General features: G+C 44.6%; 20 protein-coding genes. 9 read left to right on the top strand and 11 right to left on the bottom strand.

What is annotated here, in order from left to right; translation table 11 throughout:
• Positions 1-70: 70 nt before the first annotated feature.
• Complete coding sequence (locus OH463_RS10620) at positions 71-1402, bottom strand: MFS transporter (RefSeq protein WP_269991237.1); 1332 nt, start codon at positions 1400-1402, stop codon at positions 71-73.
• A gap of 114 nt (positions 1403-1516) precedes the next feature.
• Positions 1517-2308 (bottom strand): CLCA_X family protein, encoded by a 792-nt coding sequence (locus tag OH463_RS10615; protein ID WP_009699013.1) that lies wholly within the window; start codon positions 2306-2308, stop codon positions 1517-1519.
• 249 nt (positions 2309-2557) lie between these two features.
• Between OH463_RS10615 and OH463_RS10610 the strand changes: the two genes are divergently transcribed.
• Positions 2558-3562, top strand: coding sequence for a metal-dependent hydrolase (locus tag OH463_RS10610; protein WP_239924816.1), 1005 nt, complete (start codon positions 2558-2560; stop codon positions 3560-3562).
• Here OH463_RS10610 and OH463_RS10605 read toward each other — a convergent pair.
• A complete protein-coding gene (locus OH463_RS10605; protein ID WP_009699015.1) occupies positions 3559-3951 on the bottom strand; it encodes a hypothetical protein in 393 nt (130 codons plus the stop codon). The genes OH463_RS10610 and OH463_RS10605 overlap by 4 nt on opposite strands.
• Before the next feature lie 486 nt (positions 3952-4437).
• Here OH463_RS10605 and OH463_RS10600 point away from each other — a divergent pair, with 486 nt between their 5' ends.
• Both OH463_RS10600 and OH463_RS10595 read left to right on the top strand, forming a co-directional pair.
• Positions 4438-4629 carry a hypothetical protein gene (locus tag OH463_RS10600; RefSeq protein WP_005447081.1) on the top strand — a complete coding sequence of 64 codons (192 nt, stop codon included), beginning with the start codon at positions 4438-4440 and terminating at the stop codon, positions 4627-4629.
• A 110-nt stretch (positions 4630-4739) separates the two neighbouring features.
• Positions 4740-5198 (top strand): hypothetical protein, encoded by a 459-nt coding sequence (locus OH463_RS10595; RefSeq protein WP_009699017.1) that lies wholly within the window; start codon positions 4740-4742, stop codon positions 5196-5198.
• Between the two features lie 144 nt (positions 5199-5342).
• Here OH463_RS10595 and OH463_RS10590 read toward each other — a convergent pair whose 3' ends face one another.
• Positions 5343-8060, bottom strand: coding sequence for an SO2930 family diheme c-type cytochrome (locus tag OH463_RS10590; RefSeq protein WP_269991236.1), 2718 nt, complete (start codon positions 8058-8060; stop codon positions 5343-5345).
• A gap of 45 nt (positions 8061-8105) precedes the next feature.
• Positions 8106-9392 carry an outer membrane protein transport protein gene (locus OH463_RS10585; RefSeq protein WP_269991235.1) on the bottom strand — a complete coding sequence of 429 codons (1287 nt, stop codon included), beginning with the start codon at positions 9390-9392 and terminating at the stop codon, positions 8106-8108.
• Between the two features lie 468 nt (positions 9393-9860).
• Between OH463_RS10585 and OH463_RS10580 the strand changes: the two genes are divergently transcribed.
• Positions 9861-10829 carry a ribonuclease Z gene (locus OH463_RS10580; RefSeq protein WP_269991234.1) on the top strand — a complete coding sequence of 323 codons (969 nt, stop codon included), beginning with the start codon at positions 9861-9863 and terminating at the stop codon, positions 10827-10829.
• A gap of 96 nt (positions 10830-10925) precedes the next feature.
• Here OH463_RS10580 and OH463_RS10575 read toward each other — a convergent pair whose 3' ends face one another.
• Positions 10926-11405, bottom strand: coding sequence for an aminoacyl-tRNA deacylase (locus OH463_RS10575; protein WP_009699021.1), 480 nt, complete (start codon positions 11403-11405; stop codon positions 10926-10928).
• Positions 11406-11534: 129 nt separating this feature from the next.
• Here OH463_RS10575 and OH463_RS10570 point away from each other — a divergent pair, with 129 nt between their 5' ends.
• The 3 genes from OH463_RS10570 (at position 11535) to OH463_RS10560 (ending at position 14114) form a co-directional block, all read left to right on the top strand.
• Positions 11535-13076 (top strand): glutamate synthase-related protein, encoded by a 1542-nt coding sequence (locus OH463_RS10570; RefSeq protein ID WP_269991233.1) that lies wholly within the window; start codon positions 11535-11537, stop codon positions 13074-13076.
• Positions 13077-13189: 113 nt separating this feature from the next.
• Complete coding sequence (gene parS, locus OH463_RS10565) at positions 13190-13642, top strand: type II RES/Xre toxin-antitoxin system antitoxin (RefSeq protein ID WP_005426938.1); 453 nt, start codon at positions 13190-13192, stop codon at positions 13640-13642.
• 1 nt (position 13643) lies between these two features.
• Positions 13644-14114: an RES family NAD+ phosphorylase gene (locus tag OH463_RS10560; protein ID WP_269991232.1), complete on the top strand. Its 471-nt coding sequence runs from the start codon at positions 13644-13646 to the stop codon at positions 14112-14114.
• 47 nt (positions 14115-14161) lie between these two features.
• On the opposite strand, the gene OH463_RS10555 is transcribed toward OH463_RS10560, so the two are convergent.
• The gene (locus OH463_RS10555; RefSeq protein ID WP_269991241.1) at positions 14162-16009 is read right to left on the bottom strand and encodes an acyltransferase family protein; all 1848 of its coding nucleotides are present in this window, start codon (positions 16007-16009) and stop codon (positions 14162-14164) included.
• A gap of 256 nt (positions 16010-16265) precedes the next feature.
• Here OH463_RS10555 and OH463_RS10550 point away from each other — a divergent pair, with 256 nt between their 5' ends.
• Entirely contained in the window at positions 16266-16541 is a 276-nt protein-coding gene (locus OH463_RS10550) for a nitrogenase-stabilizing/protective protein NifW (protein WP_005441361.1), read from the top strand.
• 149 nt (positions 16542-16690) lie between these two features.
• On the opposite strand, the gene OH463_RS10545 is transcribed toward OH463_RS10550, so the two are convergent.
• Entirely contained in the window at positions 16691-17791 is a 1101-nt protein-coding gene (locus OH463_RS10545) for an alkene reductase (protein ID WP_047515907.1), read from the bottom strand.
• A gap of 11 nt (positions 17792-17802) precedes the next feature.
• Positions 17803-18189: a lactoylglutathione lyase gene (gene gloA / locus OH463_RS10540; protein ID WP_009701492.1), complete on the bottom strand. Its 387-nt coding sequence runs from the start codon at positions 18187-18189 to the stop codon at positions 17803-17805.
• Between the two features lie 290 nt (positions 18190-18479).
• Here gloA and OH463_RS10535 point away from each other — a divergent pair, with 290 nt between their 5' ends.
• On the top strand, positions 18480-18857 hold the full coding sequence (locus tag OH463_RS10535; protein ID WP_269991231.1) for a MazG nucleotide pyrophosphohydrolase domain-containing protein: 378 nt from the start codon (positions 18480-18482) through the stop codon (positions 18855-18857).
• A 140-nt stretch (positions 18858-18997) separates the two neighbouring features.
• On the opposite strand, the gene OH463_RS10530 is transcribed toward OH463_RS10535, so the two are convergent.
• Together OH463_RS10530 and OH463_RS10525 are read right to left on the bottom strand one after the other, a co-directional pair.
• Entirely contained in the window at positions 18998-19177 is a 180-nt protein-coding gene (locus tag OH463_RS10530; protein WP_005447058.1) for a hypothetical protein, read from the bottom strand.
• A gap of 40 nt (positions 19178-19217) precedes the next feature.
• Entirely contained in the window at positions 19218-19556 is a 339-nt protein-coding gene (locus OH463_RS10525; protein ID WP_005447056.1) for an Hpt domain-containing protein, read from the bottom strand.

The following is a 19556-nucleotide window of genomic DNA, read 5'->3' as shown; positions in this document are numbered from 1 at the left end:
CACAAAGGCGAACCGTTTGGTTCGCCTTATTTGGTATCTTTAGATGGGGTTGAATCGCCAATATCTGCGGTTAGAAAATGGTCTGCTTCTTATCTTTAAAGTAGAAAAATACGCTGATGGCGATAAACAAGAACGTAAAGTAATAAAAGAATGAAGATAGCGAAGCGATGAAATCGATGTGCTGTGCGATCTGTTCTTGCGTATAGTTTTGCGAGATCAACTTGTAGTAATAGGCATAAAGAATACCAATTGAGCCGTAGCCTAGGTTAAACATTAAACCTTTAAAGCTAAGTACCGTCGCTCGGTTGTGAGATTCCGTTTTCTTGTTGAGATGATAACTAATGAAAATGTTCATCGTCATAATGATGAAGATAAGGATCAACGCCGGAATGACGCCGTAAATAGACCATCCAAGGCTAATCCAATAATACGTCGCCATACTCGCAAACCCCATTATTGCAATGAACGTTTTCGGAGCCATGCTTTCTGCTAAACGACGACTTTGTTCTGCCAACAGAATCTGCAACACACTGATGCCTGCACCAATAAAACCAAAGTAAATAATCGGAATATCAATGGCACGGTAGTACTGGCTATTCATGGTTAAAAACATACGTGATGTATGCTCAAACAAGCTGTAGTAGAGAAGAATGAACAATACATAAGGCGTCGACAATACCCATTTTGCCGTGTTGAGGGTCAGCTTCATACTCTCCATCGTGGACGCTAACTTACTGCTGTTGCTCGGGATGACTTTTTTCGCTTCTCTCATGCTGAATGCCGAGTAGATAGCAATCATTGCTACAAACAAGGTCGCATAGACGGGGATTCTCATGATGTCTTGTGTAGACTCTGGCTCTGCGAATCCTAAGAAATGATAAACGCTTGCCATAAAGTTGACGTCGTACATGGCTGCACCCAAAAGGGTGACGACTATACCGATACTCGAAGACAGTCGAAGTTGGATTTGCAGCACTCGTGGCCACAAATCTTCTTTGCCTTGCTCTTTTAGCGTGTCGTAAGCCAGCGCTTCATCTGCGCCGCTTGCCAGTGCCATAGCTAAGCCACTCAACACTCGGTTAATCAAAAATACAATGAAAACAAAAGTGGGATTTCCTGTAGGGACAAAGGCGATCATTGCAATTTCGATGAACATCACTATCGAAGATAGCACCACTAGTCGTTTGCGTCCTAATGTGTCGGCAAATGCACCGGAAGGGACTTCAGCTAGCACGATGGTTGCAGCCCAAACCACGTTGAGCATCGCAAATTGAGACAGTGTTAAGCCGTAATCTAAATAGAGTAGAGTGAACACTGGATAGTAGAATCGCGCAAAGTAGCTGCTTCGGAACATTAAGAAGCAGCGGACATTACGGATTTGCAGAATTTGTTTTAGCGTCATGAAATATCAGCACTTTGAATAATATAAGTTTATGTATAAACCTTTTTTAGTTCTGTGGTAAAGGTCTGTACTGGGAAATCATGATATCTCGTGGCGCATAGTCGCTATTCTTTGCTATCGGCTCAATGCCTCACCAAGCGGTCTGAAATAAGCTTGCAGTGCCTGGTGAATGACTTGGCGATGAGCAATGTCTGGATAGACGATAATGGCGTCCGCCTTAGTTGTGCCGGAAACCAAATAAGAGTTTTCGATGCCCGAGCAAGATTCTACGACGGCTTCAAATGCTCTTGCCATCATCTCCGTAGGTTGAGAAAAGTAACTAGCGCCCATTGCTTTATCCGCTTTAACGCTTCGAGTCACGTAATCGTGCTTATCTTGTCCGTCGGCACTGAGCAAAGTTGTATCGAAAATCTTAAGCAGTCGCTCGTTTAATGGGTGAGGGAAATGCTCTGCGTTATGCAGCCAGCAATCACTGGCAAATATCGTCTTACGTTGTGGACCTGATCTATCACCAATATCAAACGCTTTTTCTGCGATGTAATGGTCGAACGCATGCCAGAACTCATGAGCAAGTGCACCAGCACCTGCATTCTTAGCTAAAGCAAGTTCGCGTTGATTCGGTGCATAATGCGCTTGAACACCTTTACTTCCACCTGTACCGAAGGCGAGGTTCAAATTGCCTCTTAGCCCTATGGCGGAAGGTGGCAACGCTAAGAGATAAGCTAAGTCAGCCAAAGAATCAAAGATCAAGTTTGCAGCGAGATCTTTTTCCTCCGTATTAACCCATTTGCCAATCCGGATACCACCAATGCCAAAGGTCTCTTTAATATCGATGAACGACACTTGCTCCCCATGACGATAGTCAGGACCTTTTCGCGTTTTGTATTTAAAGCTGGTTAATTGCAAGGCATTCCTCGGAATTGGCGTTGATTGAGTTTCCTCAAACTTATACTCAAAAGGTAAGGTGTCAGATTATAGCGTAATAGAGGCGGAAGTAACTGACTCCTTCTACACTAAAGGTAGTGCTCTTGTGCAAATAACTCAGAGATTCAATCACTTTGATGCGCTATGTCGTTCCTTTCTCGAGTTCACTAAATACGGATATTTTATGCAGCCAACCTTTCTGGTTTTTAGACAAAATAAAGAACATAGCCGATGGACCCGTTAACTCAAGGACTCGTTGGGGCATCTTTGTCTCAGTCGGCAAGTAAAAAACAGCATTTAGTGGCGGCAGGTGTGCTTGGAATGCTTGCGGGCATGGCGCCAGATTTAGACATTCTGATTCAGTCTTCGAGCGACCCGCTGTTGTTTCTTGAATACCACCGACAATTCACCCATTCATTGGTGTTCATTCCTATTGGTAGTTTGCTCTGTGCATTGGCTTTATACCCAATGCTCGGCAAAAGGTTTGGGTTATCGTTCAAACAAAGCTGGTGGTATTGCGCACTTGGTTACGCGACACATGGTTTACTGGATGCGTGCACCAGTTACGGCACTCAACTGTTCTGGCCGCTAACCAATGCTCGTTATTCGTGGAATACGGTTTCTGTTATCGATCCTCTCTTTACGCTTCCAATTTTAATTGGTGTTCTGTTTGCGTTCTGGAAACGTAACCCTTGGTACGGGCGAATCGCTTTAATTTGGGCACTCGCTTATCTCTCCTTCGGAGTGATTCAAAGAGAAAGAGCAGAAGAGGCTGGATGGAAGGTGGCTAAAGCAAGACAACATGTGCCGTTGCGATTAGAAGCTAAACCCACGTTCGCAAACATTCTGGTTTGGAAAGTCATCTACGAAGCTGATGGTAACTACTATGTGGACGCCATAAGAGTAGGGACGTACATAAAAATCTATACTGGTGAATCTGTGACTAAATTAGATGTCAGCAAAGATTTTCCTTGGTTAAGCCGTACATCACAGCAAGCCGCAGATATTGAGCGATTCCGATGGTTTTCTGATGGCTTTGTCGTACGAGATCCCAACAATGAACGGCGTATCATTGACGTACGTTACTCACTAGTGCCAAACCAGATAAATGCCTTGTGGAGCATTGAGCTTACGAAAGCTGCTAAGGAAAATGCTCATGTGGCATACACGACACATCGTGATATGTCTGCTGAATCAAGACGAGCATTTATCGATATGCTAAAAGGCGACGACTAGGCGCATTGAAAGTCTTTAACGAGCGTGGGCTTTTTGGAGAAGAAAAGTTTGCTAAACAAGGATTTGTATTCCCACCCAAGAGACAGCAACCTTTTCGCTAAATTTTGGTTTTCGATGATTGCAACTTCAACGCCTTGGTATTGATGTGGATTGCTTTTGATGTAGTTGATAAAAGCCGTTAGCACACCTTGACCTCGTACCGAAGGATCAAACTTGATCGACACTATTGAAAAACGTTGACTGCCGATAGAGCAACGAACAAAGCAATAACCTAGTGGGTGACGGATGGTTTCCGATAGCTCAGGAAAAGGGCGAGTAGCTAAGTCTTGAGACAGCTCGTCGTATTGATGACACAGATGGTGAAAAAGTTGTTTTGCCTCGTTGTTCATAGGTGAGCCTCCTGAGTGTTACGTTTGAAAGCTGTTGATTTCATAAATATTGTAAACACAGGAAGCCGTACTAAATGCGGTGAACTTTGATGGAGGCAAGTTCCTCTTTTTGAAAGTAATGGAATTTCAAATGAAAATTCGTGATCTCTATAAAGCCCTTACCCAAAGTTAAATGCGAGGTTGCACGGGTACATTCAAAGCTCCCAGTTCTCCAAAGTCATGAAGAACTACGATTTATGGTCAAATAAGGGACAGAATGTGTTCTTCGGGGGTTAAGGTTGGCAGCTAGAGAGTAATTGATTGGCATCACTTGGCGCTTCCTCAAATATGCAATATTAGCTTACCGACTTTCAGACCTCGGTGGTGTTGACGACGACAATCATGGCGCGCATTCTTTTAAGCTCACTCAGGGCTAAGGCTCTTATTTAGCAAACAACTCGATAACTGCGTTTGGTGCGTGGGACTCGACTTTGAAAGGTAGCGCGTATGAACAAGGTTATTATGTTGGTGATGGGGCTGCTTTTTGCCAGTAGGTTGTTTGCAAGCATTGTCCCTCACGCAACCCAACTCGAACACGATGCGCCCATTCTCCTTCGCTCTGCATTGATCGTTGGTGTGGCAGCGTTCGCTGTTTGGAAAGTGTTCCAGTATTTTAAGAAGAGCAAATCTACCGACTAAGGCGACGTGAACAAGATTCGTTGGACATCCAACAAAAGAAACACTGGCAATTGAAATCACAGCCCTTAGAATGCGCACTCTAAAAGTTATAACTGATATAGAGTGATTTTATGCTTCGTGATTACACGTTCGATTGTCTTGTGACTATGCCTCGCCATGAACTGGAAGAGTTCAGTGCTCGCATGATCAGTAAAATGGTGCCAGAAGATGTGATGAACGAGCTGTTTACCTTTGATCAAGAAGAAGTAGACAGCGAAGACCGTATGTTATCGGCGCGCCTAGATGCAATGTTACGTATGACTGCAATCGCGCTAAGCGAAATTCAGCAAGCATTTGATGAATCCGATAATGCGAAGCAGAACAGTGAGCGAATGACTCGGCTTGTGCTGTGGCATTTCTACGCGATTTCATTCCGTTTAGAAGAAGCTATCACACTTGAAACGCACTGCGCGCAAGTTGAAAAGCTATTAGAAAATACACCAAACGATGTTTTTGCATGGGTGAAAACGCTAACTGAGCTTCTTCACACCTACGCAGAAATCAACGCGAAAGAGAATCCACAAGACTAAATCAATTTGGATTAAGCATAAAACCGCAAAAAGTCTCCGGCATAGCTGGAGACTTTTCATATGCTCTTCTATTTCGTTTGCCTTTAATACGGCTAGTTGAAGTAAGTTAATGGTTACTTAAACACTTGGTAGCCATTGATATTATTACTCTACACAGCTCCAGCCCGTGGTATCAATTGAGTTAATCCAATCGGCAATTAACTGAACACCTTCATCGTGAACAACGTGTCTGCCTAGTTCTGGCATCATATTTCCGTTGTCGACATTGATGCGGTAGTGCAGCACAGAGTTTTCTGGATCACCCGGTACAATCACATACGGAGATGGACCTTTGTGGAAGGTGATACCACGAGCGCAAATACCCATTTCACTGATCCCTTCACGCCAGTATTCAAACTTGAATGGATTACTCGCCGCTTTACCTTCGGTGCGATGGCAGTGCGCACAGTTCACATCAAGGTACGCTTTGGCGTAATCCAGTAGCTCAGTATCCGTTAGATTACTTGCTCCCGCTTCGGTATCAAAGACAGGGGTCTTAGGTAAGTTCTCTGGTGTATCTGGTAAAGCTTCTGTAAATAGCCCCAGCGTTTCCCAATGTACAAGTTGGTTGACTGGCGAGCCATCAGAGACATCTTGAACACTGTTTAGGTTACGAGCTTTAGGACCAATAGGAGAGAAACCTTTTGGCTGTGTGTTACCAGTAGGATCGGAGACATCAGATTCTACTTTGTGACACAAGGTACACTCATTTCGGCTTGGTACTTCATAAGTGAAATTAAGCGTTTCGCCGTTATGTTCTACGCTGCGCTCAAAGGGTACCGATACGGCAGTCAGGTAAGCGTCGGTTTTGTCTTCATTCCATACGTAAGGCAAGGCAATCCAACCGCTGTCACGACGAATCAATAGGCGAGTCTCAATGAGCTCTTCGTTTTCACCACGAGCATTCTCAGTACTCGAAGGTAGCGCAAAGGTTTTAATCAACACGGTACCTACTGGGAAGTCGAACACCTCTTGCTCACGATAGCTTGCAGAGGCTTCGTTCGGCATCACAACAAAGCGGTATTTGCGTGCATAGTCAGTAAAGAGTTCAACGTTCATCTCATACAAAGTACCTTTCGCAGATGCCGCTAAATTGAGGTTTTGTGTTGGATCTTTCGCGTCTTCAAACAGGTTGTATTGCGACAAGCTCACACAGTTTTCACCGTATGTCGCGCTTTCACGTGTAATCGCATCCCAGTTAATACCCGCCACGTCGTCTAGGGTACAGCTTGCGTTGCCAATGATGCCATTTGGTGTATCTGGGTTATCAGGATCCGTCGCTCCGTCTTCGGTTTGATTGTAACCATACACAACGCCATTAATTGTGACGGTATTGATGTCTAATGGCGTCTTAGAATCACAACCAGCGGTAAGTAGCGTTGTTTGCTCTTTCTCGTATAAGAAATCTGCATTGGCTGGGTTTTCTGCATAACGACCAATTGCGGTTGGGTCCATGTTATCAACCAATACACCGACACTTGCGCCATTGTTCACTAAACAGTTGCTGTCTGCATCGGTAAACTCAGTAAGGTAATTCCAGTTGGTTGTTCCTGTCATACCGTTGAGCGCATCACGCAATGGTGCAAACATTTGTGAACGAATCAGTGACTCACCTGCGCCATCGTAAAACAGAGCAGGGAAGGCTTGATGATTTAACGTGTATGCCAAAATCATATCTTCAATGAGAGAACCATTTGGATTGGCGCCCGTGTTGGTAATGGTGTTGTCGTGGAAATACATGTTGGTCGGAACAGGGTTCCAGCCCTGCATAACGGCATTGCCTTCAGATGTCCCATTGAGTGGGCTGTAAGCGTTGGGATCGCCGTTCACCAACAAGTAACTCGTCATCGCAAGTGCCATCGAGTCGTGGTTAGTAATCGTGTTGTTGAAGAACTCACTATTACGTCCGGACAGAATGACGACGCCAGTACCAGGAGGGACGATGCCCACCACGCCACAGCCACCTAGTCCATTTTGACAGGTGGTATCAACGTAGTTCTCTAAGTTGTTATCACGAATGACGTTATCAAAGATGCGTACATCATCAATTAAGCGACCAATAGTGGTGGCGCCCGGTAGGTCAAACAGCAGCACACCGCCCGTGTTTCCTAGCGCTAAGTTGTTGTAGACATCCACATTCGAACTGTTTTCAATCTCGATACCTGCGATGTTCTTTTCCGCTACGTTGTCACGGATAACCGCACCGATGGTTTGACCCACATAGATACCTGCATCGGCACTGCCGTAACTCCATGTATCTTCAATCAAGACGTTTTGAGATTTTACTGGATAGATGCCGTAAGTACCGCGTAGGTTGCCATCTTCGTCACGTGCACGAGGCACTTCGAGCCAAACCGCCGCGACATCACGAATAATGATGCCTTCAACCCCGTCTGCTTTAAGACCGTTTTTAGAAGCTTCCGCAATTTGGAGATCGGATACGGTGATGTTCGAACCACCACTGATGGCAATACCATCTTTGCCATCCACGTCACTGAAGTCGAGGTAGGTTTGGTCGATACCAGCACCACATAACACGAGGTTATTCTTCGAATCGACCGTCAATTGATTGTTCATTTTGAAACAACCAGCGGGCAGTGTTACCACGCTGTTGTCTTCGGCAAGTTCGACCAGGTTTTCAATCGCGGTGACTTGTTCCGCGCTCGCCCATTCCTGACCATTGCCACATAATTCTGGTGTACCGTATTCAGATAATTCATAACCGCTAGAGGTTTGCGGTTCGTCATAATCGTCACTGTTACAACCCATCAAAAGACTGGAACTGATGAGTGCAGCGACAACCGTTTTGTTTATTCCGTGCATGATTTGCTTCCCTGTAATTAGTGTTATTGACTCAGTCAGGAATAATTAGAAAGAGTGGTTGTATTGGATTCCGTATATGTAGGCATCACCTTCAGAGCGATAGGCGATATCCACACCCGGTAGAGCGTGCGGCTCAAGCGGCTCAGTGAACGTGACTTCTTCGGCATCAATAAAGGTGAATCCAAAGTCGATTCGGCTGTTTTGATTGAAGGCGTACGTGGCACCAAAGCTGTAATTGATTCGGTCGGAATCTGGCAAGCTGATGCTCTTGTCATTCACGTTAGGCGTTTCGTCGTAAGCAATACCCGCGCGCAGAGTGAAGGATGGGTTAAGTTGGTAAGTTGCCCCAAACGCATATTTGAAGGCATTTTCGAAGTTCTCATCCTTTTGCAGAACTTCTTGCCCATCTACGGTGGCGCGGATTTCTTCAAACACATCCCAACCCGTCATCATCACACTGTAGTGAATAGCTAGTGGATCGGTAATCTGATGGAAACCAGAGAACTCAGTAATGCTCGGCAGATTTAGGGTTAGGTCACCCGTCACGGTTTCACCCGGCATCGAAATCGCACTTGGGATGTCTGAGTAATAATCGCCTTCGAAATCCACATCCACTTTAGAGCGATAGCTTAATCCAAAACGATGCTTCTCGTTGAGCTCCCAAAGTGCGCCGAGGTTAAAACCGTAACCCCAGCCATCACCATCGAGTGACTTTGCAATATCTGTGCGTGCAAAGTTTGCACCCGTATCAGCATTAATCGCATCGGCAAGAATACCCAACGTACGTGTTAGCTTGGCTTTACCATAAACAATGCTAGCGCCAACACCAACACTGAACTCGTCGTTGATTCGGTAGGCGATGGTAGGGTTAAAATTAATCGTTTCTAAACTGGTTTCCCCACCAATCGGTCCGGCTAAGTAGTCATCAGGGTATTCGGTTGCTAAACCAAAGTCAGTGAAGATGCCAAGCCCCCATGACCACGAGTCATTGATTGGGGCTGCAATATAAAAAGATGGCACAACCACATTGTCGACGACGTCATTGTTGGTTAGCTGATTATTGAAGGATTCTGAAGGTCCGTTACCGGTTACGCGAACCTCTGGCATGATGTAAGCAGCACCTACGGACAATTGATAAGAATCGAACATCGTAATGGCTGCAGGGTTATGTGCGACTACTGATGCACCGTCTGCTATGGCGGCTTCGCCAGCATTGGCACGCCCTAGACCAGCGGCTGAATGTTCGGATAATTGAAATCCAGCGGCGTATAACTTAGGGGAACTGAGCGCTATACCTATTGCAAGCGCGAGTTTTGCATTCCTTGTCTTCATATCACTCTGAAACTCCATGTGTTTTTAGGATGCGTTTTAAATAAAAGTGCCTAATAACCTATACAGGGGATGAGTAGGTTATTTGCTAAACACTCAACTCAAGCATAAAAACAATTAACATAGTTGTAACATTGAATTTCAGGATTTGTTATTACCATCTCATATAACTAATGGTTTGTAGTTTTGGGTGTAAATATCTGTAAATGTTATAGTTAAGCTCAGTTTTTATATTGCGTATGTTTTACTAAATAGCCTTATGGTGTTTGATGTCCACTCAAAAAATATGGCTTAAGTGTTATAGAATGGTAAATGGTAATCAGCGTGTTTTGGTACGATTGTTTTAAACGGGTGTTTAATTGATATTTAAAGCTTAGTGTTAAAATCGGTCAGAATCATGCAATTTATCACTGAATCGAATGCTAAACTTTATGAGTGATTAGAGCTTTTACTTAAGGAATGGGAAGTCATATGGAGCTGTATTTCTTAGGAACGTCCTCTGGGGTTCCAACTAAATCCCGTAATGTTTCTGCGACTGCTTTGCTGGAGAGCAAGGGGAAAGGGTGGTTTCTGATTGACTGTGGAGAGGCGACTCAACACCAATTGCTACACACTCCGTTATCACTGAATTACTTGCGAGCTATCTGTATTACTCACATTCACGGTGACCATTGCTATGGTTTACCGGGCTTGCTCGCCAGTGCAGGCATGAATAACCGCAAAGATCCTCTGACGATCATTGCGCCAGAGGGGATTAAACAGTGGTTTGAAGCGACTCAGGCGTTCACCAAACTCTATCTACCATTTGAACTTCACTTCATCGAAGTTGAGCAGTTTGATTCGATTGAAATTGGTCAGTTTACGATTACCGCAACTGCACTTTCCCATCGTGTTCCTAGCTTTGCTTACTGTTTGGAAGAGTCAACCATTCGTATGTATCCAGACATCGATAAGCTTGAGCAATTGAACATACCGAGGGGACCTATCTGGGGAGAACTTGTGCGGGGTAATGATGTGGAGTACCAAGGTCAAACCTTAATGAGTAAGGCGTTTACTAAGCTTGCACATCCACCGAGAAAAGTGATTATTTGTGGTGATAACGACAAGCCAGAGAAGCTCGATAGTCTAATTGAAGGCGCGCATCTGTTGGTACACGAATCAACGTACTCAGAAGCGATGAAAGAGCGAGCAGGAGAAGTCGGTCACGCCTATTCTTCACAAGTCGCCAGTTATGCTCAGACAAAGCAAATTCCGAGCTTGATTCTCACTCATTTTAGCCCTCGCTATCAATTCAGCCCTGAAGCGGAAGTGTCGATCGAGCAGATTCGACAAGAAGCTCAAACCGCTTACTCTGGTCATATCTTTCTTGCTCACGATCTTGCACATTATCGAATTGACAGGTCGGGTTTGGTTGAGGAGATTAAAGACACCAAGGATTAGGACGAATAAAGGCTCTTGTCGCGAAAGCAATTCAAAATGAAATCGTCACAACAAGAGCCAACTTGTTCTAGGCACTGCATTCATTGCAGCTTAAGACTAATGAAATACTTGACTACTAAAACGTAGAAAACGACTTTCTCCCATCAGTTCACGGAACGCTTCTTTATCCAACTTAATCAATGTTTCGTGATCGCCTGCTTCCAAATACACATGCTCTAAATTGGCGAGCATTTCATCGCAAATGGTTGCCATGTGATAAGCGCTACCCACCGGAGGTATCGCGCCGTTATCGCAATCGGTAAACAAACGATAGACTTCTCTTTCTTTGATTAAATGGAAAGAGGCGTTGAGCTCGTCATTCAATCGAGACAAGCTGATTTTATTATTCGCAGGCAAGACAGCCATCATATGACGACCTTGGTGATCTTCCAAAATCACGCCTTTTGCCAAGTTATTGAGAGGGATACCCGCTGCAACACCGCTTTGCAGCGAACTATTACTATGACTGTGATTCACGGTTTGAAAGTGAATATGGTGCTCAGTCAAATAGTGGTCGAGCCGGGTTGACATGGTCATGTTAGCCTCCAGAGTGTTGAGACCCACATAAAGTATAGGTAAATCTCTATTCCCCTGACGCTTTACTTGAGCTGTTCTACGCTTACTGAAAGCCAACCACAGAGTATGGCATTGAAAAAGGGAAGCAAAATGAGCAAACCAGTAATAGCGGATAACAAACCCATCAAAGTTGAGCTTGTGCAAGGGCAAGAATATTACTTTTGTCGATGCGGGCGATCTAAGAACCAACCTTATTGTGATGGCTCCCATGCCGGAACCGATTTTAAACCCATGAGCTTTGTCGCTGAAAAGGATGAAGATGCGTATCTGTGCCAGTGTAAACACACCGCAAATGCGCCTTTCTGTGATGGGACGCATAAGCAGTTTACCTCTGAGCAAGTGGGACAAGAAGGTCCGGATATCCAAGCCGGACATAACGAAATCCCAATTGCAGTGGCGACGCAAGAAGAACCCACAGTTGAGTATATTCACCAATTGGCAAGAGAAGGGCTATCAAAGTTAGGGCATCATGGACCGATGACGGCGATGGGAGTGCCGAGAGACCAATTGCCACATTGGGATGAACTGCAAATAATGGTCGCACAAATGGCAACCAAACCTCTGATGGAGGATGTGCTAGTCAAAACTGAATTGGTAATTGGTCCAAAAGCGAAGAAGCCGCTGGTACTAAAAATTCCGTTGTTTGTCTCTGACATGAGCTTTGGCGCGCTATCAGAAGAAGCCAAAATCTCACTTGCGAAAGGTGCGGAGTTAGCCGGAACCGGAATCTGTTCCGGAGAAGGTGGCATGCTGCCAGAAGAGCAAGCAGCGAACTCGCGTTATTTCTATGAGTTGGCGAGTGCGCAATTTGGTTACGACGAATCTAAGTTGCTCAATGTTCAAGCCTTCCACTTTAAAGGTGGGCAGGGAGCAAAAACAGGGACTGGTGGTCATCTACCAGCCAATAAAAATGTGGGTAAAATATCGCAAGTGCGTGGCATTCCCGAAGGGCAATCTGCGATTTCACCCCCGACGTTTAAAGATCTGCATACCGCAGAAGATTTTAAAAAGTTTGCAGATCGGGTACGTGAAGTGACAGGTGGTATCCCGATAGGCTTCAAGCTCAGTGCAAACCATATCGAAGAAGATATTCAATTCGCACTCGATGCCAGTGCGGATTACATCATTTTGGATGGTCGTGGAGGAGGTACGGGCGCAGCGCCTGCTATGTTCCGTGATCACATCAGCGTGCCAACTATTCCCGCTCTCGCTAGAGCAAGACGTTATCTGGATGCACAAGGTGTGAGTGACCGTGTCACGTTAATTGTCACGGGTGGACTGCGTGTTCCAATGGACTTTGTAAAAGCGATGGCGCTCGGTGCAGATGGCGTTGCGATTTCTAACAGTGCGATGCAGTCGATAGGTTGTGTAGCCGCGAGAATGTGCAATACCAACAATTGTCCAGCAGGCATTGCAACGCAAAAAGCCGACTTAAGACAGCGGTTGAATGTGGATAAAGCCTCAGTTCAATTGAAGAACTTCTTTGAAGCCTCGGTTGAGTTGATGCAAGTGATGGCAAGGGCGTGTGGTCACGATGATCTCAGCAAGTTCAATCAACACGACCTCGCCACTTGGAATCGCGATATGGCGTTGCTTTCTGGGGTGAAATACGCAGGCGTAGACAAGCCTTAACGTTTCTCTTTCTCTGATTAGCGCCTGTTTTACTGTGGCTGCAATTTGTACGATTGATAATTAAGCTCATATGGACCATAATGTTAAGACCATTTGGTCCATAGGAGCTAAGTATGGCAACGGCAACATTAAAAAGCTTTAAACCCAAGCTGCCTCATAAGGCAAACTTTTGGTTTATGCTGGGCATTGAAGATGCCGAAACCGGTCGTACCGATGCGGTTCATAAAGGCTTTGAGCCAAAGGTATACCGTAATATCGTCGAGCGTGTGAAGCTTTCTCAAAGTGAATTCCAACACGTTACATTGATCCCGGTGAGCACCATCAAACGTCGACTCAAAAACGAAGAGCGCTTCAACACGCAAGAGAGTGATGCCATCTATCGTTTAGCGATGCTACTTAAGCTAGCAACAGAACTGTTTGATGATGAAGAACGCGCACTAGGTTGGATGCGGGAAAATGTTTATGGTTTGGGTGGAAAGCGCCCACTAGACATGGTTTCAACCACGGTTGATTTTGAAATCGTCAAAGATTTGATTGGACGACTAGAGCACGGGGTATTCTCGTAATATGAAGCTCTATCGACTGACTCAAAAGAAGTTCTCTGAGTCTCCATTTAGCCCAATCGGTGCCAAGCTATACGGCGGGCGATGGAACTCTAAAGGAACCGAAGCACTGTACTTTTCTCAATCCGAATCTCTTTGCTCGTTAGAAGTTTTCGTGCATGTAAACAACGATCCGGCGATTACCAAGCTTTACGATTTGTATCGTATCGATATGCCGGAATACTTAATTGCTGCACTGGATGAAGAAGATCTGCCGGTCACTTGGCGCTCTATTCCTGCTAGTGAATCCACACAATACATTGGCGACCAGTTTCTCAACGATCCGCATCCTGAGTTCGCTGTACTGCAAGTGCCTTCAACGATTTCTCCTCGTGACAACAACTACGTCGTCAATCCAAACCATCCCAAGATGAAAGACATCCTGAAGAAAGCAGAGAAGCTTGATTTTGCTTTCGACCCACGAATCTTCAAATAAAAAAGCTCAGCGTTTGAATTCACGCTGAGCTTTCTTTTGTCATTGCGTTAATGCTGAGCAGTCAGCTGTTGATTGTCATTCAACTCCTTCTGATAGCTACTCAATACAATTTCTGCGCCTTTGTAAGAGAGGTGGCTTGCATCGGTGTACATGGCATTGTTGCTGCCCACTTTCATGGCGCATTTGCCCTGTTGGCAGATGTAGTTAGTAAGGTCGACAAACTCCACATGTTCAAATTGGTCAAAGTACGCTGCTAGTGTTGCTACGTGATGCGGGTGTGACTGCTTTGGCGAAAAGTCACATTCATTGCCTTTGTTGTCACCAAATAATTGTGCTTTCCATAAGCATTCGCCAATAGCATGCGGTGCAGAAGGTGTTGGGCCAAAGACAACGATTTCTCTGTCTTCTAACTCGTTCAATAGATGGGTGAGCGAAGCTTGGTAGTCCTGCTTAGAGAGCTCTTTATTGAAGTTAGAAGAAATCACCACACGTCGAATTGAAGGCGTATTCCGAATGGTTTCGACTGCTTCGATAAAGAAGCTTCGACAAGATAGACTAGTGACTCCTGCAATCATGTCGACATAACCCACCGCACAAGAATCTTGTGTAAGCTGGACAACTCCCGTAGGTGTGTCATTTGAGAGCTGCTGAACAAAGACCATGCTGTGACTGTTACCCAACACTGCGACAGTAGGTTCTGAAGATGATGAACAAGTTTCGTTGATGGTTGTATTACCATTACATGCAATGCCATAGCCATTGTTTACACGCATGGCTTCGAAAAACGCACTACGGTCGGGAAAGCCTCCATTTTTATGACCGACGACACCAAAAGCAAGCAGCGGCAGGGTGACTAACACAAGTGATGCAGCAAGTGTGCTCATGCCGATTTTCTTGCGGCTACGGAAAGGCTTTTCAACAAAGCGCCAAGTTAGATAAGAAAAAGCAATTAGAGCGACAAGATAAAAAGCTAGGCTGAACTCTTGTCCTGCAGTAAGTACGTAGCGATAAAAAACCAGCAATGGTATGTGCCATAAATAAAGGCTATAGCTGATCAACCCAACAAAAACCACCGATTTGAGGCTTAGAGCTTTACCCAGCGTGTTGTCTTTGGATGAGAACAAAATGATAAGTGCGGTGCCAACCACAGGGATTAACAGCATGATCCCAGCGCCATCTTTTGATTTATCAAACAACAAAGCAGAGGCGAGAACTAGCGTTAAACCAATCATGCCTATGGTGTTGTTGGGTTTGATGACGGTTTTGCGCATCACTAGGGCAATCAGAGAGCCCGCCGCCAGTTCCCACGCACGAGAGAAAATCATGTAAAAGGCGAAATCAGGATCACCACTGGCGTACCAAATAGTCATCAGGCTTAGTGCAAACACCGCAATGAAGAAGGTGAGGTAAGACATGAGTTTGCCACGTGCCAGAAGCATAAGCAGAAGAGGGATCACAATGTAGTATTGTTCTTCTACACCTAAGCTCCAAGTATGAAAGAGCGGATTGGCTTGTTCTTCCAGCCCAAAATAATTGTGCCCTTTGAGGTAAAGCAAAACATTAGAAGCGGACAGAATGGAAGACACAGAAAACTCGCCCACCTCTTTGTGTGCGTGGGGAAGGAACAACCACCAAGAGAGTAGATAACATACTGCAATAACCAACAGCAGTAAGGGTAGAATTCGACGAATACGGCGCTCGTAGAAATCAGCAAGGCTGAATTGGTTGTTATCCAAATCGTTTATCACAATTGTGGTAATTAAATAGCCACTGATCACGAAAAACACATCTACGCCGATAAAGCCACCAGAAAACGCTTTGATGTCTGCATGGAAAAAGATCACCAATAGGACCGCAATCGCTCTTAATCCATCTATTTCTGCTCGGTAAGTCATCATCATCTCTCCCTAGTCAACAAACTCACTAACGCAAAATACGCACCAAAAATTAGGCTTATAAAATCAGTGAGTTAAAAGTTATTCTGCAGATGAGAAGAGTTTTACAGGGTGACTTCTTATATTGATTTTCATTTTGAAAATTTAAAACTCGGCGGTTTCTAGCAAAATGACGTGCTACGGATGTAAATCAAAGAACGATTGAACGGAAGTTTTTATACTGAAAGCTAAGTGAACAAACTTCAGAAACGAGGCTATGAGCCAAAACGATATTCAAGCCAAGATTGCTAGCTTTACTTGTATCGAAGAAGCTTTGGATTACTTCGATATTGGTTTTGACAGCCGCTTTATTGATAAACACAGAGTGGAGTTAGTGAAGCGCTTCAATGGCTATTTGATTCTGACTAAGCCTGAAGATTGGTTTGCGGCTCGCCGTGCATTAAAGAACGCATATTGCAAAGTGCAGCGTAGTTTGTTGGATAAAACCACACGCTCGGCTTGTCGTGGTTGCACTTCTTGTCAGCGTCGTTAGAACGCATTTCAATACTCAAACCATAATGTCAGACAACTCTGGGCGCAAAAAAAGAAACCCCGCAGATGCACTCAAACGCATCTGCGGGGTTTTTGTCTATTCAACTTGCCTATTCAAATAAGTCGGCTGAACTAGGCAAGCGAAGCAATTTAGTTTGCTTGGTAAGTTGGGTAATCCAACAGACCTTTTTCGTTACCGCCAAACAGCGTCGCAGGATCGTGAGCTGCCAACGGGTAATCGTTTTTGATGCGGTTTGGTAGGTCAGGGTTCGCGATGAACGGACGACCAAAGCCAACCATATCTGCCAAGCCACTTTCTAGAGCTTCAGCCGCTTTCTCTGTGTTGTAGCGACCAGCATAAATGATAGTGCCTTTGTAAGCTTCACGAACGGCTGTTTTGAACTCAGCAGGCGTATCTGGTGCGTCATCCCAGTCTACCTCTGCAATGTGCATGTAAACAACGTTTAGCTTATCAAGCAGTGTCGCAGCAGCTGTGTAAGTTTCTACTGGTGTTTTATCTACAGTACCGTTTAGTGACGTAAACGGAGCAAGACGAACACCAACGCGATCAGCACCAATCGCTTGAGTCATCGCTTCAACCACTTCACCCAAAAAACGTAGACGGTTTTCAACTGAACCACCGTATTCATCTGTACGGTTGTTTGCTTCAGAATCGATGAACTGGTTTACAAGGTAGCCGTTTGCTGCGTGCAGCTCGATACCATCAAAGCCCGCTTCGATCGCATTCAATGCCGCTTGACGGTACTCTTCGATAACCACTTTGATGTCTTCTTTCGTCATCTCACGTGGTTCTACCACGTCAACAAAACCAGGTTCATCCGTGCCGTTATCGATAAACACTTTCACGTTTTCTGCTTTTAGTGCAGAAGAAGAAATTGGTTGCTCACCACCTATGTTGTCAGGGTGAGTTACACGGCCTACGTGCCAAAGCTGAGCGAAGATCGCTCCGCCTTTTGCATGTACAGCGTCAGTGACTTTTTTCCAACCTGCGATTTGTTCTTGGCTGTAAATACCCGGAGTCCAAGCGTAACCTTGACCCATAGGTGAAATCTGTGTGCCTTCTGCAACAATCAAACCCGCAGATGCGCGTTGTGCGTAGTACTCAGCCATCATGTCGTTTGCGACGTTGCCAGGCTGGCTTGCACGAGAGCGAGTCATTGGTGGCATAACGATACGGTTCTGAAGCGTTAGAGAACCAAGTTGTACAGGTTGAAACAATGTATCTTTCATGACTAACCTCGTTATTTGCTTGTTTGAATCAATTCGATTTGGTAGCCGTCAGGATCTTTGATGAATGCGATGTGAGTTTCACCGCCTTTCATTGGACCAGGTTCACGTGTGACATTGCCACCAAGTGCTTTGATCTTATCGCATGCAGCGTAAATATCTTCACAACCCAATGCCATGTGACCGAACGCATTACCTAGGTCATAACTGTCTGTGTCCCAGTTGTAAGTCAGCTCAATCGTCGCGCTGTCTGGTTGGTCTGCGTTGCCCACAAATACGAGCGTGTAGCGGTATTCCGTGTTTTCGAAGCGATCAAGCTCGCTCATACCAAGAACTTTGGTGTAAAACTCAATGGACTTATCTAGATCAGCAACGCGGATCATAGTGTGAAGAAATTTCATATTTAACCTTCTTATCTCGGCTTGTTAGGTGTTGTTCGAACAACAACCGTGCCCCAACAAACAACGTCATTGGGATTAAGATAATGGCTAACCTTGAAAACATGAAATTATCATTGGTTATTGATTGCATAACATATTGTTATTAATGAGAGGCTTTAAGTTCACTTTGTTTGTGATGATACTGAAAAAAATGAGGTGAATAACGGATGCTTTCTTTTTGAATTTAAATTACTTAGAGTGAGTGACTATCTAATTGAAAGCACAAATCTTGGTGTAAAGAGGAGAAAGCAATGGAGAGCTTTAAAGCCTTGTTTGACATTGCTCAGCGCAAAGCTGAATACGACAAGAACAACACTTGGTATAGAGGCTCAGAAACGTATTTTGATGCGCTACACAAAGAGCTTGAAGAAGTCAGCGAAGAGATCGCTAAAGAGCGTCTGTGTTATCTAGAAGATGAACTTGGCGATGTGTTGTGGAACTACTTAAATATCCTGATGGCGTTAGAAAAAGAGCAGCGCATTGACCCTTATTCTGTTTTAAATCGAGCAGTAGAGAAATACCAAGCTCGGGTGACAGCGATTGAAAACAACGGAAGCTGGGCGGAAGTAAAAGCAGATCAAAAGGAAAAGTTACAGCAAGAATACCAAGGCAAGATGAATGAAAATTAAGCCTATACCCAAGTAACCTCAAGATGGGTGTCTATTTGATAAAAACTAGGGGTAAGGCTCGCTTACCCCTAGTTAGAAATCAAAGTGAACTAGAGCATTAAAGTAAACTAATGAGTAGGTTAGCTTCTAACGTCTCGCTTTCACTTCGCGTTTGTCACTGCAAGCAAAAGCTCAAGCTCTTCGGGTGTAAGTAAGTCCTTGTTTTTAAGAAGTTCGCTTTCGTCCAAAGAGAGTTGAGTTTGACTTATTAAGTATTTTTTTTGAGTTGGAGTCAGATCCTTAAGTGAATCTATCAACTCTTTAAAATTCGTGTTATTCATAGCCTAGCATTCCAATTAACGTATATTTTTTATAGTGTTGTTACTGATCCATGTTAGATAAGTAATCTGTTATTTGCTGGTTTATCGTCACCAGCTCTTTATTAACTATAGCTAGATCCCCGCTATCCGGTGCGATATTGTCTCTTGTGTGCTCCTCAATGTTGCTCAATGCGGTTACAGCTGACTCTTCTCCAAAGCTAGAAAGGATGCCTTTTAAGCTGTGTGATAATAAGAATAAGTCCCCCCAGTTCTGCTCTGCGTTGAGTTGGTTGATTCTTTCTAATCCATCTTCGTAGTCTTCCATGTAAGTTGAGAAAACAGCAAAGATAATGTCGACATCGTTGTCCATGTAGGTATTCAACACTTCGAAATTGATCAT

The organism is Vibrio sp. NFR (assembly GCF_027587095.1).
GTDB lineage: Bacteria > Pseudomonadota > Gammaproteobacteria > Enterobacterales > Vibrionaceae > Vibrio > Vibrio harveyi.
This window is presented reverse-complemented; position numbering and strand designations above follow the sequence as displayed.